This window comes from uncultured Caulobacter sp. (genome assembly GCF_947036865.1).
GTDB lineage: Bacteria > Pseudomonadota > Alphaproteobacteria > Caulobacterales > Caulobacteraceae > Caulobacter.
This window is the reverse complement of sequence record NZ_CAMQSF010000009.1, coordinates 77,093-102,552: the sequence shown is the minus strand read 5'-3', so window position 1 is coordinate 102,552 and position 25,460 is coordinate 77,093. Positions and strand designations below refer to the sequence as shown.

Sequence of the window (25,460 nt, the reverse complement as noted above, 5' to 3'; positions counted from 1 at the left end):
GGAACTCTCCTAGGCGTTTGGCCTCAGCGCCCCAGCGCCGTCCGCAGCGTGTCGCGCAAGGTGTCGTCGAGCAGCGGCTTTTCGATCAGCCAGGCCCCGGCCGCCTCGGCGCCCCGACGCAGTTCGGCGGAGGGATGGGTGGCGGTGACGACCATGACGGCCGCCGGCGCCAGGTCGCGCACCAGATCGAACACCAGGGGCGCGCGGATGGCTGGCGCGGCGTGGCCGACGATGACCGCCTCGGCGCCGTCGTCGCGCAGGCGGGACGAGAGCTCGGGCGTCGCGGCGAAGGTCTCGACCCGGTAGCCGTCCATCGCCAGGGAAAAGCTCAGCGCCTGGCGCACGGCGGCGTCCTGGTCGATGACCAGAACACGCGCGTCGGGCTGGGCTTGCGGCAGAGACACGGGCCTGGTTCCACTGGGCGACGGCCGCCCGCCTGGCGGGGCTCGGTCGCGAGGCGCGGGTTCGATCGGGGCGGTCGAACCGCACCTTGATACGCCCGCACGACTAGCCGAAAAATTCTGGTCTGCCCCTAAGCAGAATCCCGAGGTAGTCAGAGCCGACGTGTCGTCCTAGCGCGGAGCGATGACCATCGACGAGTTCATGCGGTCGCGTCCCGATCCGGTTCGCGAGCGGACGCTGGCCGTGGGCATCGCGGTCATGCTCGTCGCGCTCGGCGTCGCCGCGCGGCTGTTCTTCGAGCCGCTGCTGGGTGATCGCGGCATCTACCTGTTCTTCTTTCCCGCCGTGGTCGCCGCCTCGGCCTATCGCGGCGCGGCCGGCGGGATCCTGGCCTGCGCGCTGGCCCTGGTCAGCCTGCTGCTGCTCAGCCACAGGCGTCACGGCCTCGACGCCGGCGACGCCGTCGGCGCCATCCTGTTCATCGCCGTCAGCGCGGGGATCGCGTTCGGCGGCGAGCGGTTCCGGATCGCGCGCCGCCGCGCCGACGCCGTCACCGCCGACCTGCTGCTGCGCGAAGCCCACCTGGCCTCGATCCTCGAGACCGTGCCCGACGCCATGGTGCTGATCGACGAGGCGGGCCTGGTGCGCGCGTTCAGCTCGGCGGCCGTGCGCCTGTTCGGCTGGACGCCGGAGGAAATCCACGGCCAGAACGTCAGCCGCCTGATGCCCGAGCCCTATCGCTCGGCCCACGACGCCTATCTGCAACGCTACTACGCCACCGGCGAGCGCCGGATCATCGGTCTGGGCCGCGTGGTGATCGGCGAACGCAAGGACGGTTCGACCTTCCCGATGGAGCTCTCCGTCGGCGAGATCCGCACCGGGCGCGAGCGGTTCTTCACCGGCTTCGTACGGGACCTGACCGAGACCCAGCGCACCCAGGCGCGCCTGCAGGAGCTGCAGGGCGAGCTGGTGCACATCGCCCGCCTGACCTCGATGGGCGAGATGGCCTCGGCCCTGGCCCACGAGATCAACCAGCCGCTCTCGGCGATCGCCAACTATCTGAAAGGCGCCAGCCGCCTGACCGAAGAGCCGGAGATCGACCGCGAGACCCTGAACGGCGCGCTGGCCAAGGCCGGCGAGCAGGCGCTGCGCGCCGGCGCCATCATCCGTCGCCTGCGCGACTTCGTGGCCCGCGGCGAGACCGAGCGGCAGGTCGAGAGCCTGAACCGCCTGGTCGAGGAGGCCGCGGCCCTGGCCCTGATCGGCGCGCGCGAGCTCGGCGTGGACGTGCGCTTCGACTACGACCGCCGCGTCGACCAGGTGCTGGCCGACCGGGTCCAGATCCAGCAGGTGATGGTCAATCTCGTCCGCAACGCCATCGACGCCATGGCCGGCGGCGCGCGGCGCGAGCTGATGATCAGCGTCGCGCGCGTGGATCAGGACGCCCAGGTGACGGTCGCCGACACCGGCCCCGGCATCGCGCCGGAGATCGTCGAAAACCTGTTCGCGCCGTTCGTCACCACCAAGCGCGACGGCATGGGGGTGGGACTTTCGATTTCGCGAACCATCATCGAGGCGCATGGTGGGCGGCTCTGGGTCGAGGAAACGCCCGGAGGCGGCGCGACGTTCAAGTTCACGCTGAAAATCGTCGAAGGAGACCAGGACCTTGAGTGACGGCGTCGTCCATATCATCGATGACGATGAGGCCATCCGCGACTCGCTCGGCTTCCTCCTGCGCGTGAACCGCATTCCGTTCCGCCTGTTCAGCTCGCCGCTGGAGTTCCTGGAGGCTTCGCCGCCGAACGGCGGCTGCATCCTGACCGACGTGCGCATGCCCGAGATGAACGGCGTGGAGATGGTGCGGCGGCTCAAGGCGCGGGGCGAGCGCGCGCCGGTGATCGTGATGACCGGCCACGCCGACGTGCCGCTTGCGATCGAGGCGATGAAGGCCGGCGTGGTCGACTTCATCGAAAAGCCGTTCGACGAGGCGCAGCTGCTGGCGGCCATCACCGCGGCGCTCGAACAGGGCAAGGCCCAGCGCAACCAGGACGGGGCGGTCGCCGAAACGCGCAAGCGCCTGGCGGCCCTGTCCCCCCGCGAGCGCGAGGTTCTGCAAGGCCTGATCGAGGGTCACGCGAACAAGGTGATCGCCTTCGACCTGGGCATCAGCCCGCGCACGGTCGAGATCCACCGGGCCAACCTGATGTCGAAGATGCAGGCGCGCAGCCTGTCGGAGCTGGTGCGCATGGCCCTTTCCGTGGGCGAGGGCGGATCGCCCGGCGTTTGATGATAATCAAGGCGGCGGCCTCCGCCGCTCCCTAGCGTACCGCCCCAGCTCACCGCGAAGGGGCGCCCATGACGCTTTCCCCCGAAGACCTCGCGCGTCTCCGCCGACTGGCGCTGTTCGCGCCCGCCGACCAGGCGACCTTCGACCGCCTGGCCGACGCGGCGGATCTTCGGACGATGGCCAGCGGGCTCACGATCGCGGCCGAGGGCCAAGCGGACGACGTGCTGTACGTGCTGCTCGACGGCATGCTGGAGCTGAGCGGCGTCTGGAACGCGCGCGACACCACCCTGGCCCTGCTGCGCCCCGTTTCGACCTTCGCGCTCGCCTCGGTGATCCTGCGGACGCCGGTCCTGACCACCGCCCGGACGGTCGCGCGCAGCCGCGTCCTGACCCTTCCGGGCGACGCCTGGCGCGAGGCCATGCGCCACGACGCGGGCCTGGCCCACGCCGCCATGGAGGAGCTGGCGGGCTGCTACAACAGCGTCGTCAGGGTCCTGAAGAACTGCAAGCTGCGCGGCGCCCAGGAGCGCTTGGCCAACTATCTGCTGTCGCTGCATCAGCGAGCGGACGGCGCGACCACGTTCGTCCTGCCCTGCCCCAAGCGGGTCCTGGCCTCGCTGCTCGACATGACGCCCGAGAACCTGTCGCGCGCCTTCGCCAGCCTGGCCGCCTACGGCGTTGAGGTAGACGGACCCAGGATCAGCATCGCACAGCCCGCCATCCTCGCCGGCCTCGCCAAGCCCGACATCCTCATCGAGGGCCACCCGGCGCCCGCCGGCGCGTGGGGCCAGGCCGAGCGGGAGCGCCGGCGCGGCGATCCCGCGCCTAGGAACTCTACCTAAGCCCCATCCCCGAATACGCCGCGTCGCGCGCGATTGCTAAATCCCCGGCCTCGCCGGCTCTCATGTCCAGGACCCGAATGAACGCCTCGGCCCTCTCCCCCGTCCATCGCGCCTATGCCGAGCGCAACCTGCCGCGCTACACCAGCTATCCGACGGCGCTGGCCTTCGACACCGCCCAGGCCGAGGCCGGGGCGGCCTGGTTCGGCCGCACCCGCGCCGAGGACAAGCTGTCGGTCTATGTCCACGTCCCGTTCTGCCGCCGGCTCTGCTGGTACTGCGGCTGCCACACCACCGTCGCCCACGACCATCAGCGCGTCGACGCCTTCGTCGAGGTGCTGTCGCGCGAGGTCGATCTGGTCGCCGCGCGCCTGGGCGAGCATGACGGCCTGGCGCACCTGCACTTCGGCGGCGGCAGCCCCAACGCCTTGCGCCCCGCCCAATTCTCGGCGCTGGTCGAGCGGATCAAGGGCGCCTTCCGGGTTCGTCCCGGCGCCGAGATCGCCGCCGAGCTCGATCCTGGCCTGCTCTCCAAGGCCTTCATCGACGCGGCGGGCGAGGCCGGCGTCACGCGGGTCAGCCTGGGCGTCCAGACCTTCGATCCCGCCGTCCAGGCGCTGGTCAACCGGATCCAGCCGCACGATCAGGTGGCGCGCGCGGTGGAGCAGCTTCGCGATGTCGGCGTCGGCGGCCTGAACTTCGACCTGATGTACGGCCTACCTGGCCAGACGCCCGAGAACGTCCACGCCTCGGCGCGGCTGGCGGCCCTGATGCGCCCGGACCGCATCGCTGTGTTCGGCTACGCCCACGTCCCGTGGATGAAGAAGCACCAGGTGATGATCCGCCAGGCCGACCTGGCCGACACCGACGGACGCTGGGCCCAGGCCGAGGCGGCCGACGCGGCCCTCGTGGAGGCCGGCTATATGCGGATCGGCCTCGACCACTACGCCCTGCCGAGCGACTCGCTGAGCCTGGCCGCCGCCGAGGGACGCCTGCGTCGCAACTTCCAGGGCTATACCGACGACCCCGCCCCGGTGCTCGTGCCGATCGGTCCCTCGTCGATCGGCCAGTTCCGCGAGGGCTTCGTGCAGAACCACGCGCCGACCGACCAGTGGGCGGCCAAGGTCAATCAAGGCGCTCTGCCGCTGAACAAGGCCCTGGCGATCGACGCCGAGGACCGGACCCGCGCGGCGCTGATCGAGCGGTTGATGTGCGACATGGTCGTTGACGTGGCGGCCGTCTGCCGCGACCTGGGAACCACCGATCAGATCGTGGCCGAGAGTCTCGCGGCGACAGACGATCTGATCGCGGCGGGCCTGTGCTCGCGCGAAGGGACGGTCATCCGGATCCCCGAGCCGGCGCGCCGCCTGATGCGGGTCGTCGCGGCGCGGTTCGACAATCGCCTGCCCCAGACCGCGACCCGGCACGCCAAGGCGGTCTGACGACCGTCGCGGACTCGTCACGCAATGGAGCGATAATGCTCCGCATGCGTCCTTCCGCCACCGATCCCGTCGTCCAGGCCGGCGCGCCGCGCGCGGCGACGGCGGCGCGCGTCTTGGTCATCGAGGACGAGGCCGAAACCGCCGAACACATGCGCGAGGCCCTCGCCGCGGCGGGCTGCGTCCCTGATCTGGCCCACGACGGCCCGACCGGCCTGGAGCGCGCTCTGGCCGAACCCTATGACGTGCTGATCGTCGACCGGATGCTCCCGGGGCTGGACGGTCTGAGTCTGGTGGGGCGGCTGCGCGACGCCGGGGTCCACACGCCGATCCTGTTCGTCACCGCGATGGGGGCGGTGGCCGACCGCGTCGAGGGCCTCCAGGGGGGCGGCGACGATTACCTGGTCAAGCCGTTCTCGTTCGCCGAGTTGAACGCCCGCGTGGCCGCCCTCGCCCGCCGCTCGCCGACGCCGCCGCGCGAGCGCACCGTGCTGCAGTGCGCCGACCTCGCCCTGGACCGCCTGGAGCGCACCGCCGAGCGCGGCGGTCAGGCGATCAGTCTGCTGCCGCTGGAATACAAGCTGCTGGAATATCTGATGCTGCACGCGGGCCAGATCGTCACCCGCGCCATGCTTCTGGAGAAGGTCTGGGGCTTCCACTTCGACCCGCGCACCAACATCGTCGAAACGCATCTCAGCCGGCTGCGGGCCAAGGTCGATCCGCCGGGCGCGCCGCCGCTGATCGCCACGGTGCGCGGGGCCGGCTACGTGATCCGGCCGCCGGCATGACGCGCGCCCTCGACCAGGACGCCGAGGCGTCCGGCGCGCGAGGCCTCGATCGGCTCAGCCGCAACACGGGCATGCGGCTGGCGGCGATCCAGATCGTCATCGTCATCCTGGCCTTCACGCTGGCGGGCTATCTGGCCCAGGCGGCGATCAGCCGCCTCGACCGCGACACCATGCGCGAGCACATGCTGGGCGAAATCGCCTCGCTGCGCGACGAGGTCGTTCAGAAGGGCCGCGCCCACCTGCCCTATACGGTCGCCAAGCGGACGCGGCTTTGGCGCGGGTTCGACTACCGCCTCGCCACGCCCGACGGGCGCCTCGAGGCGGGCCGACTGCCGCCGGCCGCGATCGGCTGGACCGAGGTCTCCGGCGTGCCCGCGCGGACGGGCGCGGAGCGGCATCGCTTCCTGGTCTACACCGAGCGACTGGCCGACGGCTCCAGCCTCTCCGTCGGACGGGATCTGGCGGAGTCCGCCAAGGAGATGCGGGCCGTCAACCGCGCCCTGTTCCTGTGCGGCGCGCTGGGCGCGGCCTTCTGCCTGGCCGCGTCGCTGGCCTTCAACATCCAGGCCTGGCGGCGGATCGCCCAGGTGGCGCGTTCGGCGCGGCGGGTCTCGGCGGGACGACTGGATGTCCGTACGCCGGTTCGCGCCGGACCGCCGAGGGACGATCTGGACGACCTGGCCCTGACCTTCAACACGATGCTCGACCGGATCGGCGCGCTGATCGACCAGTTGCGTCAGGTCACGACCGATGTCGCGCACGACATGCGCACGCCGCTGACCCGCCTGCGTCACAAGATCGAGCGCCTGCGCGGGACCCTGGCGGCGGACTCGCCCGAGGAACGCGCCGTCGCGCGGCTGGACGACGACGTGGGCGAGATCCTTCGCACCTTCGACGCCCTGCTGCAGCTGTCGGAGATCAGTCGCCAGACCCCGCCCGAGGCGGTCATGGACCTGGCCAGCGCCGCCACCCATGTCGCCGAGGCCTTCCGCCCGGACATCGAGGCCAGCGGCCGGCGGCTGGAGGTGGCTTGCGCGCCCGCCGCGGCGGCCGCCGATCCGACCCTGATCGCCCAGGTGTGCGCCAACCTGCTGGAGAACGCCCTGCGGCACACCCCGACGGGCACGCTGATCCGGCTGGAGACCTCGACGGGCGAGAGCGGCTCGCACCTGCGGGTTCTGGATGATGGGCCGGGCGTGCCGGCCGAGGCCCGCGAGGCGGCGCTCAAGCCGTTCGTGCGGCTGGAGACCAGTCGCACCACGGAGGGTTCGGGCCTTGGCCTGTCGATCGTGGCCGCCATCGCTCAGCGCAGCGGCGCCCGCGTGGTCCTGGGCGACGCCGGTCCGGGCCTGATGGTCGACCTGGTGTTCCCGCCGGCGCCCCCGCCTTCGGACCAAGCCGTCTAGCGATCCAGCACCAGCACCGCGAACGAGCCGGGCTGCACGGTCGGCCGCCCGCCAGGCTTGGCCGGCGGATCGAACCGCGCCGACGGCAGATAGATCCGGCCCGTCTTCGGATCCAGCGTCCCAGTTCGCGAACCCGCCTGGGTCTTGACCGTGTCGACCACCGCCACGTCGCGCGGGCCGCGCACGGCGATCACCGCCAGAGTGCCGTCGCCGCCGCTGGGGATATAGGCCAGGTTCCGCGCCGCGTCGAAGAAGGCCGCGTCCGGCTTCGGACCGATCTTCAGCGTCGCCACAACCGCGCCGTCGGCGGCCGACACCGCCTTGGCCATGCCGTTGGCGCAGGCCGAGATCAGCAGCTTGGCCGACGCCGCGTAGGCCAGCCCGCTCGGCTCCTCGCAGCCGGCCAGAGTCCAGCGCGCCGTGACCTTGCGGGAAGCCATGTCGATGACGGCGATCTCGCTCTTGTCCTCGATATTGACGAACACCCGGCCCTGGCCGTCGGCGGCGCCGAACTCCAGCGCGCCGCCGACCGGGATCGAACCGACGGCGCGGGCGGCCTTGGTGTCGATCAAGGTGATGTCGCCGCTGTCGCCGTTCATGACCAGGGCGAGGCCGGTGGTCGGCTCGATCAGGGCCGCGTCGGGCTTGGAGCCGGTCGCGATGGTCGCCCGAACCGCGCCCGTCATGGCGTTCGCCAGGACGGCGGTGTTGGAGCCGCCGTTGGTCACCAGGATCTCGTCGCCGCCCGGCAGGGGCAGCGCGATGTGCGCTCGCTGCGCGGGCAGCAGGCTGGGCGTGACCTTGCCGCTGTCGACATCGATGGCGGTGATCGCCGCGCCGTGCGCCACATAGAGGCGGCGATGGACCTGATCGAAGGCGGCGTAGTCCCACGACCCGTCCGGACCGGCGATGCGCTGGGTGATCTTCAGCGACGGCGCGGCGTCGGCGCCGGCCATCGCCAGGCTGGCCGCCGCCAGGAACGGAACGATCAACATCGAGCTATACTCTCCTACTGAGCCAGACCCGCGCCCTTCAATTCGGCGTGCGCGGCGGCGAGCTTGACCTGGAACGTCGGATCCTTGAGCAGGGTCGACACGAAGCTGGCCGCCAAGGCCTGGCTGGCCCGAGTGTCGGTGGCGTAGTGGGAGCCGCAGACCACGCGACTATAGGCGTAGTCCTGTCCCCGGGTCATCAGCACCTGCGCCTTTTCGGGTATCAGCGCCGCCAGGGTCATGGCCAGCGAATAGCCGAGCGTCGCGTGACCGCTGGGATAGGAGGACAGCGGCTTGTCGTCCGGATCGCAGGTCTTGATCGTGGAATCGACGACCCACGGGCGCTTGCGCTGGAACAGCTTCTTGGCGCCCGAGGCGGCGACCGAGGCGTCGTTCTGAACGATCGCCAGCACCTCGCGGGTGGCGGGCAGCTTGGCCAGGTCGAAGCGCGCGCCGAGGGTCGGCTCGAACATCGAGGGGTCCTCGTGATCGTCGTCCCACTTGGCCTGGGCGCGGCGTTCGGCCGAGGCCTCGGCCATCGCGCGATGGACGTCGGCCAAATCGGCCTTCGCCGCCGCCGAGCCGTCCGCCGCCGGCGGCGGCAGCAGCCGGGCCGGGTCGACATCGGCGGGGACCAGCAGCTGCAGCACCTTCGGCGGCTTGGCCGCCGGCGCCGGCGTCTGCGCGAGCGCCGAGATCGGCGAGACGAACATCACCGCGGTGATCGCGAGACGACGGAGCATCGGAGCCTCCTGGATTTCGGCGTCGCGCCTAGAACGCGGCCTTGAGGGTCATCTGGTAGCTGCGGCGCACCTGATAGGTGAAGACGTTGGCCCCGCCGCCCAGGGCCACGGTCTCGGCCGGGACATTGGTCCCCGGCAGCAGGGCGCTGCCCTTGAACGAGGTGATCTCGCGGCTGTCGAACACGTTCAGCACCTGGGCCTGCAGGCTGTAGCGGCCGACGTGATAGGTCGCCGACAGATCGGCCTGGTTGAAGGCCTTGATGCGGCCGGTCGGCTTGTTGGCGCCCGAGGCGGCCGTCGCCGCCTGGGGACCGATCAGCTTGTCGTTCAGCGTGACGATCAGGCTGTCGCCCTGCGCCACCAGGTCACGATGCTCCGAGCGGATGCCGGCGGCGGCGGTGCCGCGCGGGGCCTTGGCCAGCTGGTGGCCGTTGTAGCCGGCGTTGAACGGATCGTCCTTGCCGACGGCCTGGTTGATCGTGCCGTTGGCGAAGACGCTGAAGCCGTACGGCAGCACGTAAGTCGCCTGAAGCTCGATCCCCTTATAGGTCGCGCCGCCGTAATTGGTCTGGAAGGTCTCGCCCGTGACCAGGTCGGTCTGGGTTTGGATCTTGTGCTTGAAGTCGATGTAATAGACGTCGCCGTCCAGGGTCAGCTTGCCGGTGTTGTAGACGAAGCCGAGCTGGTAGTTCGTGGACTCCTGCGGCACGACCTTGTTCTGGCTCGGATTGTTCACGTAGAACACGTTGATGGCCGGCACCAGGAAGCCCTGGGCATATTGTCCGTACACGGCAAGGTTCGGCATGACCCGATAATTGACCGTCAGGAACGGCAGGGTCTTGGTGAAGGTGTCCTCGACATTGGCCGGCTGGATCGAGTTCTTCACCGCCACCGCCGGCGCGCGGACATAGAGCTTGAAGTGCACGTACTTGACGCCAGGCGTCACGGTCAGTCGGTCGTTCGGCTTCCACTCGAACTGGGCGAACGGCTGGTACTGGTGCCAGCCGGAATATTCGCTGTAGGCGATGTTCAGCGGCACCTGGCAGGCGCCGTCCCAGGTCTTGCCCGGCGCGACCGTCTTGGGCCAGTCGCCGCAGGGGCTTTCGCCGGCGAAGACGGCCGCCTTCTCGCGATAGTCCGGCGCCTTGGTGATCAGGTCGAGGTCGAAGCGCGAGCGGCTGGTGCGCGCCAGCTCGTACTCGGCGCCGAAGGTCAGGACGCCGACATTGGCCACGTCCTTGGTGAACTTCAGGATGTCGCCGCGAACGCGGTACGCGTTGCGCTTCAGATAGCCCGGCAGGCCATTGACCTTCAGGCTGGAGGGGTAACCCGAGCCGCCGGCCGGATAGGTCGCCGCCGGCGTCAGGATCACCTTGTTGGCCGCCGCCAGCGCCGTCGCGCCGAGCGACAGGTCCGCGCCGTTGTTGTTCGCCGAGCGGGTCTTGTTAGAATACCAGTATTCGTAGGCGGTGTTCTGGACACGGAAGCCCTCCGCCAGTTCGCCCTCGAAACGCAGATAGCCGAACTCGGTGCCCTTCTTGGTGAAGTTGTAGCCCTTGTAGGTCTGCAGGGTCGGGTCGTCGCTCAGCGCGAACCGCTTACCGTAGAGCTCGGTCTGCGCCACGGTGGCGTTCGAGCTGGCGTCGCCCTGGTAGTAGGTGTTGTAGTTGTGGGTGTAGAGCGCCGTGACGTTCCACTTGTCGCCCAGCGGAACACCGACCTTGATGAACTGGTTGTAGCCGTCGCTATCGCTGTTCGAGAGATAGCCGTTGGTCTTGTATTCCATGAAGTTCAGCGTGGCGTTCACGCCGTTCAGCGCCGCGATCGGGCCCGTCGCCAGGGTGGTCACCGCCTGACGGGTGCCGAAGCTGCCGACCGTCAGGGTTTGGCGACCCGAGAACTTGTCCTCGAACGGAAGCGAGAACAGGTTCAGCTGGCCGCCGAAATTGGCTTGGCCGAGGTCGGTCGCGCCGCCGGGGCCGCGGTCGATGACCACGCCGCCGATGGTCGAGGACGGGAAGAACGAGTTCGAGTGGTGGCTGGGGCCGTTGGTGTCGCCCCAGGCGATGCCGTCATAGGTGACGTTGAACTCGCCGTCCTGGAAGCCGCGCATCGTGATCTTGGCGCCATCCGTGGCGCCCGAGCCGTTCGAGTTCGGCGTGGTCGCCATCGACGGCGCGAGGATCGCCGTGGTCGTGTAGTCGCCGACGCGCGGGGCGCTTTCCTCGATGAACTTGCGGGTGATGACCGCCTGCGGCTCGGTGGCGGTCAGCGAAGCCGAGACCGGCGCGACATTGGCGGCGTGGCCCTTGAGCGCCGTGACCACCACGGCGTCGACTTCCTTTTCCTGTTGGACGGCCGGCGCTTCGTCGGCGCGGGCGGCGTGGGCCAGGCCCGCGCACAGCGCCAGGGCCAGCATCGACGCCGAGGTCAGGACCTCCAGGCGGGCCTTCGAGAAGTTGGTCATCGGTATATCCCCGTGTACGGACGATCGGGGCGGTTTGGAGCTCTGCCGATCGCGTTCGGGGCCGAATAATCGGCCGAGGGGATGTTGGCGTGTGAAGACTTGATGTAAGTAACGTTACACTTTCACATCAAGCAGCGCATGCCTTTGTTAACGAAGAGGAATTCGGCGAGGAGGCGCGCCCGAGCCCGAAGATTGAGATTTCTCAATCTCAACGCCGATTGACCGCGGACCGTCGACCTTTCAAGGTTATAGGCCGCCTAGAGTGTTCGTGTGTGGCTGCACTTGCGAATGCTGTTGAAACTTCCAGTTTAGCCGGGGCGCGCGGCAACAGGCGAAGATTGTCCGCCCGGCCCTTCAGGGCTGAGGATCGCTCTCGCCGCGCGCGGCCGCCAGCACCTCGCGGGCGGCGTCGATGTTCATCCAGGCGATCGCGCCGCCGACCAGGACGTCGGGCCACAAGGATCGAGTCAGTAAGGTCACGCCGCCGGCCAGGATGATGCCGACATTGGCGATCGCGTCGTTTCGCGCCGACAGAAAGGCCGCCCGGGTCAGGCCGCCCTCGTGGTTCCGATAGCGGGCCAGCAGGAAGGCGCAGCTCAGATTGACCGCCAGCGCGCCCAGGCCCGTCAAGGACAGCAGATCGGCGGCCGGAACCACCGGCGCCTGCAGCTTGCGCCACAGCGTCCACAGGAACGCCAGGGCGGGGGCGAGCAGAACCAGGGCCAGCAGACGCCCGAGCCTGGCGCGGTTGCGCGCCGACCAGCCAAGACCCAGCAGGATCAGGAGATTGACGGCCGCGTCCTCGAGGAAATCCGCCGCGTCGGCGAGCAGCGAGGCGGACTCGATCCTCAGGGCCACCGTGAACTCCACGCCGAAGTAGGCCAGGTTCGCCAGGGCGACGATCAGGATGGCGCGGCCCAGCGCGCCCCGGAGAGTCGGGTTGGGCTTGGCGGTCAAGCCGGCGCTCCCCGCGCGCGGCCGAACCGCCAGATCAGGCTGGGCAGCACGATCAGGCTGGCAAGGGTCGAGGTGATCAGGCCGCCCAGGATGACGATGGCCATCGGCCCTTGGATCTCGCGACCCGCCTGCCCGGTCTGGACGGCCAGGGGCAGGACGCCCAGCGCGGTGACCAGCGCGGTCATCAGGATCGGCGTCACCCGCTCGCGCGTCGCCCGCGCGATCGTCGCCAGGGACCACGGCTCGCCCTCGGCGGTCACCAGATGATCCAGATGCGAGACCAGCAGGATGGCGTTGCGCGCGGCGACGCCGAACAGGGTCACGAAGCCGACCAGGGACCCCAGCGACAGGCTCGCGCCGGTCACGGCGACCGCCAGGACGCCGCCGACCAGCGCGAACGGCGCGGCGGCCAGAATGAGCCCGACCGACCGGCCGCCCCGGAACGTGATCAGCAGCACCGCCACCACGCCGATCGCGGCCAAGGCGATATTGAACAACAGCTGGCGCTGGGCGCTCGCCGTCCCCTCGGCCGCGCCGCTATATTCGAGATAGACCCCCGGCGGCAGCTTGACCGACCGCGCGATGGCGTCCTGAACGGCCTTGGTGACCTTCGAGGCGTCCCTGGGGGTCGGATTGGCGGTCACGACCTGGCGGGGTCGTCCGCTCTCGTGGTCGATGCTTGTCCGGTCGTCGGTCAGGTCGATGCGGGCGATGTCCCTGAGCGCCACGACGCGGCCGCCCTGGCCCCGCACCAGGAGGGTGCCGACCGCTTCGGGATCCTGGCGCAGGTCGGGCGGCGTGGTCACGGCGATGTCCAGCGCCCGATCCTGTTGATAGACCTGGGCGGCCGGCTCGCCCTGGTAGGCGGCCTGGATCGCGTCCAGAACCTCGGCCGGGGCGAGACCGTAGCGGGCCAGGGCCGGCAGGTTCAGCTCCACCCGCACGGCGGGCGCGCGCGGCGGGACCTTCACCTTCACGTCGACGGCGCCGGGGACCTTCTCCATGACGGCGGCGATCTCGGCGGCGGTCTTGTCCAGCGTGTCGAGATCCGCGCCATAGATGCCGACGGCCAAGGACGCCGTCTCGCCCGACAGCGACTCGCCGATGCGGTCGCCGAGGAAGGTCATGACCTCGGTCTCCAGCCCGGGATAGGCGTCGAGCACCTTGTGGATCGCGGCCTGGATGCGGTCCTGCGCGGCCCCGGCGAGGCCGGGCTTCAGCTCGACGTGGAACTCGCTGCGTTCGGGGCCGAACGGATCCTCGCCGCCCGAGGCGCGGCCGATCTGCTGTTCGACGCTCTGCACGCCGTCGATGGCCAGCAGATCGCGGGTGATCCCCTCCCCGTAGCGCCGCATCACGGCCAGCGAGGTCCCGGGGCGACTGGCGACGCCGAGCACGAAGTGGCCTTCGCGGAAGCTGGGCAGAAGCTCGGACTGGAACAACATGAAGCCGCCGCCGGTGATGGCCAGGGCAAGGATCACGCCGATGACGGCCAGGCCCGGTCGTCCGCTGGCGCGCACCAGAACGCCTTCGTGCCAGAGCTTGGCGCGCTCCATGATCCGAGGCTCGGAGGGCGGGGCCGCGTCGCCCAGCAGCAGCAGGGCCAGCGGCGGGGTGACGACGATGGCGACGGCCAGCGAGGCGACCGTGGCGAGGATGAAGGCCGCGGCCAGCGGCGAGAAGAACGCGCCCTGCAAGCCGCCCAGCATCAGCACCGGCGCCAGGACCAGCGCGACCACGGCGGTGGCGTAGATCACCGGCGCGCGGACCTCCAGCGCGGCGGCCAGCACCACCTCGGCCGCCGGTCGCGCGCCGCGTTCCCGCAGGCGGCGGACGATGTTCTCGACGTCGATCACGGCGTCGTCGACCACAACCCCCAGCGCCACGGCCAGGCCGCCCAGGGTCATGGCGTTGATCGTCCAGCCCAGGGCGTCGACCACGATCACCGCCGTCAGGAGCGACAGCGGGATCGAGACGAAGGACACCAGCACGGCGCGCGGGTTGCGCATGAAGAACAGCAGCACGAGCGCGATCAGCACCGCGCCGATCACCAGATCCTCGGTGATGCCGCCGAGGGCGGCCGAGATGAAGTTGGCCGGACGATGCAGGTTGGCGAACACCTGGACGCCCTGACCGTCCAGGGCGGGCTTGAGCGCGGCCATGGCGGCCTCGACCGCGCGGGTGGCGTCGAGGGTGTTGGCGCCGTACTGGCTCGAGAGGCTGATCAGCACGCCGGGCTTGCCCATGATGACCGCGTCGCCGACATCGGGCGCGGCGGCGTCGACCACGTCGGCGACGTCGCCGATGCGCGTCGGCGCCGCGCCCTTCGGCCCCGGAATGACCACGGCGGCGATGTCGGCGGCGCTGGCGGCCCGCCCCCGCGCGTCGATCAGGATCCGCTGCTCGGGCGTGTCGATGAAGCCGCCGCCGCTGGCGCTGGTCGCCGATCGAACCGCCGTGACGAGATCGGACAGCGACAGGTCGCGCGCCGCCAGATCGTCGGGCCGAGCGCGGACCTCGAACCGGCGCACCTGGCCGCCATAGACCGTGGCCCGCGCCACGCCCTCGGCCGCCAGCAGGCGTGGGCGCACCGTCCATTGCACCAGATCGCGCAGTTGCATCGGCGACAGACGCTCGGAGGTGAAGCCGATCTTCAGGAGGTCCATGGTCGAGGAGGTCAGCGGCGTGACCTTGGGCGTGGCGACGCCGGCCGGCAGCGCGCCCGCCACCTCGCCGAGCGCCTCGGCGACCACCTGCCTGGCCCGATAGGGATCGGAACCGTCCTTGAAGATCACGCTGACGGACGACAGGCCCTGCTGCGACACCGACCGGACCGTTTCGACCCCGGCCGCGCCGTTGACGGCCTGCTCGACGGGTCGGGTGACAAGCTGCTCGACCTGTTCGGCGGTGAGGCCCGGCGCTTCCGTCGAGACCTCGGCCTGGGCGGGCACGAACTCGGGGAAGACGTCGAACTTGGCGCGCGACAGCACCACGCCGCCATAGATCAGCAGCAGGATCGCGCCCAGCGCGACCAGGCGCGGCCTTTCCAGACACCAGCGAACGACGGCGCCGAGCATCGGATCAGTCCTCGCTCTTGGGCGCGTTTTCGGTCGCGAAGATCGCCGCGGCCCCGGAGACGACGACAAGCTCGCCAGGCTTCGCGCCGCCGGCCGCGAACAGCCCCTCGGCGCGGGGGACGACGCCGGTCAGGACCCGGCGCTCGAAATGGGTCGGATCCTCGCGCACATAGACGAAGACCGCGCCGCCCCCGCGCATCACCGCCGATCGAGGGGCGAGAACGCCCGCGACGTCCCTCCCCTTGGCGCTCAGTATGGCCGGGGCGGTCAGGTCCACCGCCAGGCGCGCGACGCTCGGCCCTCGCGCCACGCCGATCAGACCGCCCGTACCGAGGCGGCTGTCGGCCGTCCGGGTGGGGCCGAGCACGGCGACCGGGACGCTCTGACCCGAACCCAGGTCGATCCGCGCGCCGACGACGTCGGCGACGCCCGCCGGCGCGTCGATCCTCACCAGGGCCGCGCGCCCCGCCGAAAGCTCGGCCAGCAGGCGCGCGCGCGGACCGTCGGCCACGAAGGCCCGTCCCCACTCCAGCGCGATCCGGCGGCGCAACAGCAGCAGCTTGGCGGCGTCGGCGCTGGCCTGGGCGCGCGCGGCTTCCGCCACCTTTCGGGCGACGGTGGCGTCGGCGGCGGCCAAGGCCTGGGTCCGCGCGGCCTCGGCGGCGGAGGCGCGAGCGGCGGCCGCGGCGGCCTGAAGATCGCTGTCCAAGGTGGCTAGGGGCACGGGGTCGAGCACCCGCGCATAGCCGTTGGTCGCGCCGGCGTCCCGCGCCGCGCTCAACGGGGCCACGGTCACGCCGAGACGCTTCTGGGCCGCCGCGTCCAGCGTGACCTCCGCGAGCGCCTGGCCCGCCAGCGCCATCGCGGCCAGCGTGGCGAGCGCGCCGATCCTAGCGCCGAGCATCATCGTCTTCCCCCAGGGTTCGGGACAGGGTTTCCAACAGCGCGCGCTCCGCCGGATCGAAGGGCGCGCGCAGGGCGTCCTCCAGATCCGCGCGGGCCAGCGCCTGGGTTTTCAGGGCGTCGAGCCGATCGAGCCGGGCCTCCAGCGCTAGCGCGCGCGCGCCGAGTTCGTCGACACGGTCGGCGGCGCCGGCGCGGACGCTCCGCGCCGTCGAGTCCGCCAGGGCGTCGGCGTTGGGGAGCGCTCCCGTCTCGATCCGCCGCGTGGCGGCGCGGGCCGTCGTCAGCGCGGCCTCGGCGGCGTCGATGGCCGACAGCACGGCGGCCTGGGCGGCCTCCAGCGACCGGCCCGCTTCCGCGCGCTTGGCCTCGGCCTCGGCGATGGCGGCGCGGTTCAGGTCGCGCGGCGGCAGGGTCAGGGCCAGGTTGAACGGCAGCTTCACGACGCCGTGCCAAGGTGGATGTCCGGCCTCTGACGCGCGATTTCGAGCCGCAAGGCGCTTTCGGCGAGGTCGTAGTCGACCACCGCGCGCAGCACGTCGCGTCGGGTCAGGACGGCGACCCGCGCCGCGGCGGCGACATCCGGATCGGTCGCGGCCGCGCTGTCCGGCGCCAGGGCCAGATCGCGCGCGGCGGAGGCCGGCAGGCCCAGAGCGGCGGCGAGCGCGGCGTCGGCGGCGGCGCGCCGCGCCAGGGCCTCGCCGACGCGGCGATGGGCGGCGTTCAGCTCACCCCTGGCCGCCAGGGCCTGCCCGCGTTCGTCCTCGCCGGCCGCGACGCGTTGGTCGAGCCGGTCGGCGCGCGCCTGACGAAGGGCCTCGACCTCGCGGGCGAGCGCGATCTCCTGGTCGGCGAAGCGCCGTTCGATCCCCGCCCGCGTCAGCGCCGCGCGGACGCTCCACAGCGCCTCGGCATAGTCGTAGCGCGCGCGCAGCACGCCCAGATCGGCGACGGTCACGCGTTCGGCGCGGCGGACGCCCCGATCGAGCGGAATGTCGAGCCCCGCGCCATAAAGCCACGACTTGGGTTCGGCCCGCGCATACTCGGCCGTCAGGGTCAGGCCGATCGGGGGAGAGACCTTGGACGCCTTGGCGGCGGCGACGGCCGTGCGGTGACGGGCTTCGGCCTCGGCCACGGCGGGGTTCAGGCGCGCCGCCCGCGCCAGCAGATCGGCCGCCGTCCACGCGCGGCCGTCGGGCGGCGCCGGCAGCCGGCTCGCCGCGCGCTGGTCCGGATAGGCCTCGAGGCGCACCGGCGCCGGCGCGCGGGACGCGCAGCCGGACAGCGCGAGCCCGGTCGCGAAACCGACCAGGGCCAGCCCCCGCGCGCGATGGATCTTGCTGTCGTGCCGAGCGTCGCTCATTCCGATTTCCCTGCCGGGCCTGGCTTAGACCGAATCCCGCCGCTCTGGCATCGCCGCGAAGATTGTGAATTCTCAATCTTGGCCGCCGCCGAGGACGCGCCGGTCACCACAGCGAGCGGTCGATACGCTTGACGTCGAACAGAGTCATCGGACCGCAGGCCGAAAGCGTGTGGAGACCCGCGAGGTAGGGCGCGGCGCCCGGCGGGGTGTTCAGGGGCGCGGTCGCCTCGGCCTCGAACCGGTCGGGGCCAAGCGAAAGGATCTTCAGCACCCGCATGCCGCCGCCATAGGTGCGGGTGCAGTCCTGAACCGGCAGATGGATGACGCCCTCCTCGATCCAGACCGTGCCGCCCGGGCGGCTGGAGGCCAGGTCGTCGCGAACCGGATTGCCGGGGTGCGGGCGCCAAGGCCCCGTGAGACGCTCGGCGAAGGCCAGGTGCAGGCGCCCCTGCTTCCACCGCTGCGGGCCCTTCGGCGAATAGGCCAGCCACCAGAGGCCGTCATGCCGGAAGGGCGTGGCGTCGATCGCCGCCGTGTCCAGCGGCAGCCTCGCCACCGGCTCCCAGCCGCGCGGAAACGCGGTCGCGCGATAGAGGGTCAGGACGCCGGATCGGTGCGCCTCGGGCAGCATCCACCAGTCGCCGTCGGCCTCGAAGACCTGTGGATAGGACAGATGCCACGGCTCCCGCAGAACCACCGATCGGGCGACCGGCGAAAAGTCCTCGGCCAGCTCGATCAGTTCGATGACGCCGTGCCGCGTCCGATAGTCGTAGGTCTCGACGAACAGCAGCGGCTTGCCGTCGCGCCAGACGCCGAACGGATCGGCCAGGAATTTCAGGCGTCCTTCCTCGGGCAGCCAGTGGACCCGGTCCTCTGGAAGAAAGCCACGTCGGCCGATCTCGGCGATCGGCGCCTCGACGAGACCGACGCGCCAGATGTCGCGGCCGGGGATGCGCTGCGTCCAGTCAGTCAAGGCCGCGCCCCAGCTCGGCGGCGGGGGGCGCGGGCCCGCGACGCAGACCGCGCGCCAGGTCGACGATCCCGAGCCCGACGATCACCGTCAGGTGCATCATCAAGGTCGCCAGCGCCAGCGCCGCCAGCAGCACCGCGATCGACGACTTCGGCCCCAGCAGAAGCAGCATCAGATTGCCGAACACCAGGTCCTTGTTCGAGATGAACGGGATCCGGGAAATCAGGTAGCGGACCGCCAGCAGGACAAACCAGAGGGCGGGCGCGACCTCGGGCGAGGCGGTCCGCCAGACCAGCATAAGAAGGCTCGTCGCCAGGATCAGCCGCGCGCCATGAATGAGCGCGACGATGGCGAGATCCTTCCGCGGCAGCGAGAAGACCCGCCGACCGAAGATCAACAGGACGACGGACAGGGCCACCGGGATGAGACCCGACCAGAGAGCGGGTCCCAGCTGTCGCGCCAGGTCGAGATCCCTCAGCTCGGTGACGCAGGCCGCCGCGAGGATCACCGTCATCAGATTGCCCAGCAGGGCGGAGACGATGTTGGCGTCCTTGATCGACGCGAACGGCGCCACGGGCGCGTCGGCCGCCCGTTTGGCCCAGACATAGAGGTAGGCCTCGCCGCTGTAGCCGAGGAAAACCTCGTTGATGACGTTCTTGCGCAGCAGGGCCTCGAAGCCCGCCAGGGGCATGTTCCAGAGGCGTCGGAAGACCAGATAGTCGGCGGCCGGCTGAACCAGGTACAGCAGCACCAGAAAGGGCCAGACCAGCGGCGGCAGCCGCGCGAGCACGTCGACGACCTCGGCCGTCGCGCCGCCCAGCTGCGCCAGGATCGCCGCGACGAGGCCGACGGACAGCACGCCGCCGAGCACCGTCCACCAGATCGACGCCTTCTTGGCCGGAGGCGGCGGCGCCGCGCTGTCCGGGTGATCGCCGTCGGTCACGATCGGCCGCCCACCACGCGCAATCCGGCCGTGGGGGTCTCGCGCTGGGCGAGCCGCTCATAGTGGGCGAAAAGATCGGCGAAGTGGTCGATGTCGCGCCGCACCCCCGCCGCCGCCTCGATCGCGGCCGCGCGCAGCGCGACAGGGTCGCGGTCGAGCATCCGACGAATGGCGGCGCTCGCCGAGGCGGCGTCGCCGGCGCGATAGACCTCGCAGGTCGCGGGCTGCGCCAGGCCGGCGAAGCCTCCGCGATCCGGCCCCACCACCGGAAGGCCGCTGGCCATGGCCTCGGCCGGGATCAGACCGAAGGTCTCCGACTCGCAGCCATGCACCAGCAGATCGGCGCTGGCCAGGTGCGCCGCCAAGGCCGGGCGGTCCATGATCGGCGGCAGGATGTGGACGTGGGGCGCGTCGGCCGCCGCGCGGGCGATTCGGGCGCGGTCCATGCCGTCGCCGACCAGCACCAGGCCCAACGGGCCGTCGACCTGGGCGCGCGTCACCGCGTCGATCACCATCGGCCAGCGCTTTTCGGGATGGAAGCGCCCCACCCCCAGCAGCAGCCGAGCGGTATCGGGAAGACCGCAAGCCTGGAGCAGCCACGCCCGCAGCGCCGGATCGCGCTTTCGGGGCGAGAACGCGGTGCGATCGATCCCCAGGGGGATGCTGGCGACGGCGTTCACGCCCTGGGCGGCCAGCCGCTCGGAAAGCCATGCGCCGCCGGTGACCACCGTCGAGAACTGGTCCGTCAGCTTGCGGAGATAGGCCCAGAACCAGCCGAACAGCTGGTCGATTCGCTCCGGCGACGCGACGGGCGCCAGCCACCGCTGCGGGTAGGACGCGACCGGATCGGCGTGCATGAACATGGCGCGAGCCGCCGGCCCCTCCCACTGGGCGGCGATCCAGGCGCCGCGCCAGGGCGACGAGGCCTCGACCAGATCCGGCGCCAGGTCGTCCAGCCGCCGGTGCACCGGCGCGGCGTCCCAGAACATGTGGTAGTTCGCGTCGAAAGGCAGGCTCGGCGCCCGCACCTGAATGACCCCGCCGGCGCGGCGCGGCTCGAATCGATCCTCGGGCCCCGGCGCGATCACGAAGAGCTCGTGGCCCATCTGCGCGGCCGCGTCGAACTTGCGGTTGATATAGGTTCGCACGCCCCCGCCCGTCGGCGAGTAGAACTCGGCGACATCCACTATCCGCATCGCGCCACCCGTCGCACCCCGAGGAAACCCCAATCTCTACCGCTAAGTCACTTTCGTGACGGATAAGCGGCCACTTTCACAAAAAGACGACATCAGAGGGTATACGTCTCAATTTTCTGTGGTAGCGGGGCAAGCGCGTCGTCGTAAACGCCGAAAGGCCGACGTGGGCGGAAGGACGATCATGGACGTGAAGACGCAGACGCGCGCCCGCGGCGCGCGACCTATGCGGATCGCCTTGTTTTCGGGCAACTACAACTACACCCTCGACGGGGCGAACAAGTCGCTGAACAGACTTGTGGGCCATCTCGAAAGCTCAGCGGGGGCTAAGGTTCGGGTCTATTCGCCCACGGCTCCGATTCCCGCCTTCGAGCCCGTCGGCGACCTCGTTTCCGTGCCGTCGGTGAAGATTCCCTTCCGCAACGACTATCGCCTGGCGCTGGGTCTGCCCGCGTCGATTCGTCGCGACGTCGAGGCGTTCAAACCCGACCTGATCCACCTGTCGGCGCCCGATCTTCTGGGAAGCGCGGCGATGCGCCTGGGCCGAAAGCTGAAGATCCCGGTCGTCGCCAGCCTGCACACGCTGTTCGACACCTATCTCGACTATTACGGCCTGGGGGGCCTGCGCCCGATGGTGCGGCGCAAGCTGTGGAAGTTCTACGGCGCTTGCGACTACGTCCTGGCGCCGACCGAGGCGATCGGCGACGAGCTGCGGGCCGAAAGCCCCGGCGCTCGGGTCCGCACCTGGGCGCGCGGCGTCGACTCGGCGCTCTTCAATCCCGAGCGGCGCAGCGAGACCTGGCGCGCCAGCCAGGGCTTCGCGCCCGACAAGCCCGTCGTGGTGTTCCTGGGGCGGATCGTCATGGAAAAGGGCCTGGCCCCGTTCGCCGAGACCATCCGCCGTCTGGAGGACGCGGGCCTCGCGCCGCAGGTTCTGGTGATCGGCGACGGCCCCGCCCGCGCGTGGTTCCAGGAACAGCTGCCGCGCGCCGTGTTCGCCGGCTTCCTGTCGGGCGAGGCGCTGGCGACCGCCCTGGCCAGCGGCGACATCTTCCTCAATCCCAGCACGACCGAGACCTTCGGCAACGTGAATCTCGAGGCCATGGCCTCGGGGCTCGCCATGGTCTGCGCCGACGCGCCCAACACGCGCGCGCTGCTGCGGGACGGCCGCAACGCCAAGCTCTGCGCGGACGCGCCCGAGGCGTATGCCGAGGCGCTGACCACGCTCCTGCTCGACGACGCCGAGCGCCGCCGGCTGGCCGCCGAGGCGCTGGAGCGCAGCGCCGCCTATCGCTGGGCGGAAATCCTCGACGAGGTGGTCGACGTCTATGCCGAGGCCCTGGGCGAGCGACCGCAGAGCGCGACGCCCGTCGCCGCGCGCGGCTCCGGCGCGATCACGGATCCTCAACCCGCCAGCCTGGCCGCGCTCTAGGCGCGACGCGGAACGACCATGATCGCGACCACGCTCGACCGCTACCTCCTCCGGCGGACCCTGTCCCCGATGAGCGCCGTGCTGCTCAGCACGATGGTGGCGTTCCTGATGGAGCGCCTGATGCGCTCCTTCCAACTGCTCTCGGAGACCACCGAGGGCTTCAAGTACCTGACCGAGCTGCTGGTCAATCTGGTGCCCCACTATGTGGGCCTGACCCTGCCGGGCGGCTTCTTCATCGGGCTGTTCGTGGTGGTCAACAGCCTCAACAAGAGCTCGGAGATCGACGCGATCCTGGCCAGCGGCATCTCGCTGGGCCGCTTCGCCGCGCCGTTCGTCGCCCTGGGCCTGGCGCTGATGACCTTCAGCGTCCTGCTGTTCGGCTTCATCCAGCCCTATAGCCGCTACGCCTATCACGCCGTGCTGCACGCCGCCGCCAACGCGGGGTGGAACGGCGACGTGCGGCCCAAGGCGCTGCTGGTCGCTGGTTCGGACATCTTCCTGACCGCCGACGAAGCGGACGCGAGCGGTCGCCAGCTGCGGCACGTCTTCATCCGTAAGATCGGTCCCGACGCGCGCGAGGACGTGCTGACGGCGGTCTCCGCGCGGGTGCGCAAGGATCCCGGCGATCGCACCGTCACCCTCGAGCTGAGCGACGGCCGTCAAGTCAGCACCACGCGCGAGGCCCAGGTCTATGTCGCAGACTTCAAGCGCTTCAGCTTCGACCTGCCGGTGTCGCAGGCCGACAAGCTGCTGCGGCTGCGCGGCGACGACGTGAGCGAACTGACCTTGGTGGAGCTGGCGCAGCAGGGCTTTGGCCGACAGACCCCCACCCTGCCCCGCCAGACCCTGCTGGCCGAGCTCTATTCGCGTTCCGCGCGCGCGCTGATCCTGCCGCTGCTGCCGCTGCTGGCGGTGCCGTTCGGGCTGAGCGCCAAGCGCGCGGGCTCGGGATCGGCCATGGCCACCGGCGGCGTGCTGCTGTTCCTGTTCGAGACCTCGATGATCCTGGGCCAGGCGACGGTTTCGGCCGCCGGCCTTCCCGCGATCCTGACCGTGGGCGGACCGGCCGCGCTGTTCGCGGCCGCGTGCGTGACGACCTGGACGACGAGCCGCCGCCGGCCGGGCGAGAACCCGGTCAGCTGGCTCGCCGAGCGCATCGCCGGCGTTTTCGCCGCCATCGCCCGCGCGTTCGGCAAGCGCCCGGCGACGTCCTGAAGACCGGGACCCGATCGCCTGATCTTCCCCCCCCCCACGCTAGCGCCGGCCTTGCGCGGCGGATGCTTCGGGGCTTTGTTTTCCTGGCGCCGCGCGGACAGACCGCCGTCTCGCGTCGGCGAGGAGCCCGAGATGTGGAAGTCCGTCTTCGTTGCGTTGGCCTTCTCGCCGCTCCTCGCCGGGCCGACCGCCGCCGCGGGTTTATCCGAGATCCCGGCCGAGCGCGTGGCCGCCCTCTCCTCTCGACTTCCTGAACAGCCCAGGGGCTTTGGCCCGCCCTGCGCCAACCGCGAGGCCTGGACCTCGGCGGTGGTCGAGCGTCGCACCACCGAGGTCCGGAAAGCGGCCGAAAAGCTGCTGACACAGGATTTCCCGCCGTGGGATCAGGCGCTCTATCTCGAATACAGCCGCGACGGCGCGCGGCCCAACGGCGAGCGGATGATGAACGCCCGCAAGGCGTGGCTCTATCCGCTGGTGGTCGCCGAATGCGTGGAGGGCAAGGGCCGTTTCCTGCCCGCCATCCAGCGCGCGGTCGCGGAGCTCGACAGCCAGCCGACCTGGACCTGGCCCGCGCACGACAGGGGCCTGCGCAACCTTCGCGACCAGAACTTCGAGGTGGACCTGTTGGCGGCCGACACCGCCCACGATCTGGCGCAGGCGCTGTACATGCTGGGAGACTGGCTTCCGCCGGACTTGCGCCAGCGCACGTTGTCCGCCTTGAACCAGCGGGTGTTCGACCCGGTGCGCAAGAGCCTCGTGGGCGCGAACCGCGATCACTTCTGGCTGCGCGCGGACCACAACTGGAACGCCGTCTGCCTGAAGGGCGTGGTCGACGCCGCCCTGACCGTCTTGCCGGATCGGACGGACCGGGCGCTCTTCGCGGCCGGCGCCGAGGTCTACATCCGCAACTATGTCGCGGGGTTCGGCCCGGACGGATACAGCAGCGAAGGCCCCGGCTACTGGAACTACGGCTTCTCGCACTTCGTGGCCTTGCGCGAGATGCTGATCGAAGCCACCGGCGGCGAACTGGACCTGTTCGCCGATCCGAAAGTCCGCGAGATCGCCCTGTACGGCGACCGCATCGAGATGCTGCCCGGCAACATCGCCGCCTTCGGCGACGCCGCGCCCAACACGCGGATGGACGCCTTCACCAGGGCCTACGCCAACGACGCGCTGAACCTGGGCCAGGACCAGCATCTGGCGTCGGTCAGGATCGACGGCGGACAGTCCGGCAACGACGCGCCCCTGGCCAAGGCGGCCCTGTTGCTCTTCGTGACGCCCAAGCCCGTCGGCGGCGGCGCTCGGCGCGCGGCGGACGGCGGCGGCCCGCGCGGCTATTTCGCGTCGGCCGGGGTCCTGGTGTCGCGACCCGCGCCCGGCGACAAGCTGGCCGTGTCGATCAAGGCGGGCGGCAACGGCAATCACAGCCATAACGACATCGGCGCCTATACCGTGGGGCTCGGCGACGAGCAGCCCGTGGGCGATGTCGGCAAGACTCAGTATTCGGCCAAGACCTTCGGCCCCGACCGCTATTCGATCCCGGGCATAAGCTCGTGGGGTCACCCCGTCCCGGTCGTGGCGGGGGCTTTGCAGGGGGAGGCCGACAAGATCAAGCCGCGGGTGATCTCGACGCGCTTCACCGACGAGACGGACGAGATCACCATCGACATGGCCGACGCCTACGCCGTTCCGACGCTGCGCGCGCTGACCCGAACCCTGGTCCACGATCGGAAGAACGGCGGCGCGATCAGCATCACCGACGCCTTCCAGTTCACCGCCCCGGCGACGTTCGAGGCGGCCATCACGACGCTTGGCGACTGGAAGCGGAACCCCGACGACTCGCTGGAGTTATGGCGCGGGAACGAGCACCTGCTGGCGCGCATCGAGTCTTCCGCCCCCTGGACCTTGAGGGCGGAACACTCGAACGAGGAGGGCCTGAGCTTCACCCGTGTCGCCATCGCGCTGACGGCTCCAAGTGAAAGCGGCTACATCCGGGTGAGATACGAGCCCGTCCGCCCCTAGCGCCCTTCAGCTCCCGCGTCGA

At 70.6% G+C, this 25,460-nt stretch carries 21 protein-coding genes; 9 read left to right on the top strand and 12 right to left on the bottom strand.

Annotated features, from left to right (window positions below):
- Positions 1–23 precede the first annotated feature (23 nt).
- Positions 24–404 carry a hypothetical protein gene (locus tag Q0V34_RS08185; RefSeq protein WP_297510408.1) on the bottom strand — a complete coding sequence of 127 codons (381 nt, stop codon included), beginning with the start codon at positions 402–404 and terminating at the stop codon, positions 24–26.
- Between the two features lie 181 nt (positions 405–585).
- Between Q0V34_RS08185 and Q0V34_RS08180 the strand changes: the two genes are divergently transcribed.
- The 6 genes from Q0V34_RS08180 to Q0V34_RS08155 all read left to right on the top strand — a co-directional run bounded on the left by Q0V34_RS08180 (position 586) and on the right by Q0V34_RS08155 (position 7,161).
- Positions 586–2,076, top strand: coding sequence for a PAS domain S-box protein (locus Q0V34_RS08180; protein ID WP_297510405.1), 1,491 nt, complete (start codon positions 586–588; stop codon positions 2,074–2,076).
- On the top strand, positions 2,069–2,689 hold the full coding sequence (gene fixJ, locus Q0V34_RS08175) for a response regulator FixJ (protein WP_297510402.1): 621 nt from the start codon (positions 2,069–2,071) through the stop codon (positions 2,687–2,689). The genes Q0V34_RS08180 and fixJ overlap by 8 nt, the downstream gene beginning before the upstream one ends.
- A gap of 68 nt (positions 2,690–2,757) precedes the next feature.
- On the top strand, positions 2,758–3,531 hold the full coding sequence (locus Q0V34_RS08170) for a helix-turn-helix domain-containing protein (protein ID WP_297510399.1): 774 nt from the start codon (positions 2,758–2,760) through the stop codon (positions 3,529–3,531).
- 77 nt (positions 3,532–3,608) lie between these two features.
- Entirely contained in the window at positions 3,609–4,970 is a 1,362-nt protein-coding gene (gene hemN, locus Q0V34_RS08165; protein WP_297510398.1) for an oxygen-independent coproporphyrinogen III oxidase, read from the top strand.
- A 44-nt stretch (positions 4,971–5,014) separates the two neighbouring features.
- The gene (locus Q0V34_RS08160; RefSeq protein WP_297510395.1) at positions 5,015–5,755 is read left to right on the top strand and encodes a response regulator transcription factor; all 741 of its coding nucleotides are present in this window, start codon (positions 5,015–5,017) and stop codon (positions 5,753–5,755) included.
- Positions 5,752–7,161 carry an ATP-binding protein gene (locus Q0V34_RS08155; RefSeq protein WP_297510392.1) on the top strand — a complete coding sequence of 470 codons (1,410 nt, stop codon included), beginning with the start codon at positions 5,752–5,754 and terminating at the stop codon, positions 7,159–7,161. The genes Q0V34_RS08160 and Q0V34_RS08155 overlap by 4 nt, the downstream gene beginning before the upstream one ends.
- Here the strand turns inward: Q0V34_RS08155 and Q0V34_RS08150 are convergent.
- From Q0V34_RS08150 to Q0V34_RS08100, 11 genes are all read right to left on the bottom strand, one after another.
- Entirely contained in the window at positions 7,158–8,156 is a 999-nt protein-coding gene (locus Q0V34_RS08150) for a hypothetical protein (protein WP_297510390.1), read from the bottom strand. The genes Q0V34_RS08155 and Q0V34_RS08150 overlap by 4 nt on opposite strands.
- A gap of 14 nt (positions 8,157–8,170) precedes the next feature.
- On the bottom strand, positions 8,171–8,896 hold the full coding sequence (locus Q0V34_RS08145) for a phosphatase PAP2 family protein (RefSeq protein WP_297510386.1): 726 nt from the start codon (positions 8,894–8,896) through the stop codon (positions 8,171–8,173).
- A gap of 28 nt (positions 8,897–8,924) precedes the next feature.
- Positions 8,925–11,363 (bottom strand): TonB-dependent receptor, encoded by a 2,439-nt coding sequence (locus tag Q0V34_RS08140; RefSeq protein ID WP_297510384.1) that lies wholly within the window; start codon positions 11,361–11,363, stop codon positions 8,925–8,927.
- Positions 11,364–11,717: 354 nt separating this feature from the next.
- Positions 11,718–12,320: a cation transporter gene (locus Q0V34_RS08135; RefSeq protein ID WP_297510381.1), complete on the bottom strand. Its 603-nt coding sequence runs from the start codon at positions 12,318–12,320 to the stop codon at positions 11,718–11,720.
- On the bottom strand, positions 12,317–15,397 hold the full coding sequence (locus Q0V34_RS08130) for an efflux RND transporter permease subunit (protein ID WP_297510378.1): 3,081 nt from the start codon (positions 15,395–15,397) through the stop codon (positions 12,317–12,319). The genes Q0V34_RS08135 and Q0V34_RS08130 overlap by 4 nt, the downstream gene beginning before the upstream one ends.
- A 4-nt stretch (positions 15,398–15,401) precedes the next feature.
- A complete protein-coding gene (locus tag Q0V34_RS08125) occupies positions 15,402–16,301 on the bottom strand; it encodes a hypothetical protein (protein ID WP_297510376.1) in 900 nt (299 codons plus the stop codon).
- Positions 16,288–16,743 carry a hypothetical protein gene (locus Q0V34_RS08120; RefSeq protein ID WP_297510373.1) on the bottom strand — a complete coding sequence of 152 codons (456 nt, stop codon included), beginning with the start codon at positions 16,741–16,743 and terminating at the stop codon, positions 16,288–16,290. The genes Q0V34_RS08125 and Q0V34_RS08120 overlap by 14 nt, the downstream gene beginning before the upstream one ends.
- On the bottom strand, positions 16,740–17,663 hold the full coding sequence (locus Q0V34_RS08115; protein ID WP_297510369.1) for a TolC family protein: 924 nt from the start codon (positions 17,661–17,663) through the stop codon (positions 16,740–16,742). Before Q0V34_RS08115 ends, Q0V34_RS08120 begins: the two co-directional genes overlap by 4 nt.
- 103 nt (positions 17,664–17,766) lie before the next feature.
- Entirely contained in the window at positions 17,767–18,636 is an 870-nt protein-coding gene (locus Q0V34_RS08110) for a hypothetical protein (protein WP_297510367.1), read from the bottom strand.
- Positions 18,629–19,576, bottom strand: a complete 948-nt coding sequence (locus tag Q0V34_RS08105; RefSeq protein WP_297510364.1) for a hypothetical protein — start codon at positions 19,574–19,576, stop codon at positions 18,629–18,631. The genes Q0V34_RS08110 and Q0V34_RS08105 overlap by 8 nt, the downstream gene beginning before the upstream one ends.
- Positions 19,573–20,772, bottom strand: a complete 1,200-nt coding sequence (locus tag Q0V34_RS08100; protein WP_297510361.1) for a glycosyltransferase — start codon at positions 20,770–20,772, stop codon at positions 19,573–19,575. The genes Q0V34_RS08105 and Q0V34_RS08100 overlap by 4 nt, the downstream gene beginning before the upstream one ends.
- 181 nt (positions 20,773–20,953) lie before the next feature.
- Here Q0V34_RS08100 and Q0V34_RS08095 point away from each other — a divergent pair, with 181 nt between their 5' ends.
- The 3 genes from Q0V34_RS08095 to Q0V34_RS08085 all read left to right on the top strand — a co-directional run bounded on the left by Q0V34_RS08095 (position 20,954) and on the right by Q0V34_RS08085 (position 25,438).
- Entirely contained in the window at positions 20,954–22,201 is a 1,248-nt protein-coding gene (locus tag Q0V34_RS08095) for a glycosyltransferase family 1 protein (protein ID WP_297510358.1), read from the top strand.
- Positions 22,202–22,219: 18 nt separating this feature from the next.
- Entirely contained in the window at positions 22,220–23,416 is a 1,197-nt protein-coding gene (locus tag Q0V34_RS08090) for an LptF/LptG family permease (protein WP_297510355.1), read from the top strand.
- A gap of 132 nt (positions 23,417–23,548) precedes the next feature.
- The gene (locus tag Q0V34_RS08085) at positions 23,549–25,438 is read left to right on the top strand and encodes a heparinase II/III family protein (RefSeq protein WP_297510352.1); all 1,890 of its coding nucleotides are present in this window, start codon (positions 23,549–23,551) and stop codon (positions 25,436–25,438) included.
- Positions 25,439–25,460 lie beyond the last annotated feature (22 nt).

Coding starts and splice junctions, on each gene's coding strand:
- Q0V34_RS08180 (WP_297510405.1), top strand. CDS start 586: ATGACCATCGACGAGTTCATGCGGTCGCGTCCCGATCCGGTTCGCGAG.
- Q0V34_RS08170 (WP_297510399.1), top strand. CDS start 2,758: ATGACGCTTTCCCCCGAAGACCTCGCGCGTCTCCGCCGACTGGCGCTG.
- hemN (WP_297510398.1), top strand. CDS start 3,609: ATGAACGCCTCGGCCCTCTCCCCCGTCCATCGCGCCTATGCCGAGCGC.
- Q0V34_RS08160 (WP_297510395.1), top strand. CDS start 5,015: ATGCGTCCTTCCGCCACCGATCCCGTCGTCCAGGCCGGCGCGCCGCGC.
- Q0V34_RS08155 (WP_297510392.1), top strand. CDS start 5,752: ATGACGCGCGCCCTCGACCAGGACGCCGAGGCGTCCGGCGCGCGAGGC.
- Q0V34_RS08150 (WP_297510390.1), bottom strand. CDS start 8,156: ATGTTGATCGTTCCGTTCCTGGCGGCGGCCAGCCTGGCGATGGCCGGC.
- Q0V34_RS08145 (WP_297510386.1), bottom strand. CDS start 8,896: ATGCTCCGTCGTCTCGCGATCACCGCGGTGATGTTCGTCTCGCCGATC.
- Q0V34_RS08140 (WP_297510384.1), bottom strand. CDS start 11,363: ATGACCAACTTCTCGAAGGCCCGCCTGGAGGTCCTGACCTCGGCGTCG.
- Q0V34_RS08130 (WP_297510378.1), bottom strand. CDS start 15,397: ATGCTCGGCGCCGTCGTTCGCTGGTGTCTGGAAAGGCCGCGCCTGGTC.
- Q0V34_RS08125 (WP_297510376.1), bottom strand. CDS start 16,301: ATGCTCGGCGCTAGGATCGGCGCGCTCGCCACGCTGGCCGCGATGGCG.
- Q0V34_RS08115 (WP_297510369.1), bottom strand. CDS start 17,663: ATGAGCGACGCTCGGCACGACAGCAAGATCCATCGCGCGCGGGGGCTG.
- Q0V34_RS08100 (WP_297510361.1), bottom strand. CDS start 20,772: ATGCGGATAGTGGATGTCGCCGAGTTCTACTCGCCGACGGGCGGGGGC.
- Q0V34_RS08095 (WP_297510358.1), top strand. CDS start 20,954: ATGGACGTGAAGACGCAGACGCGCGCCCGCGGCGCGCGACCTATGCGG.
- Q0V34_RS08090 (WP_297510355.1), top strand. CDS start 22,220: ATGATCGCGACCACGCTCGACCGCTACCTCCTCCGGCGGACCCTGTCC.
- Q0V34_RS08085 (WP_297510352.1), top strand. CDS start 23,549: ATGTGGAAGTCCGTCTTCGTTGCGTTGGCCTTCTCGCCGCTCCTCGCC.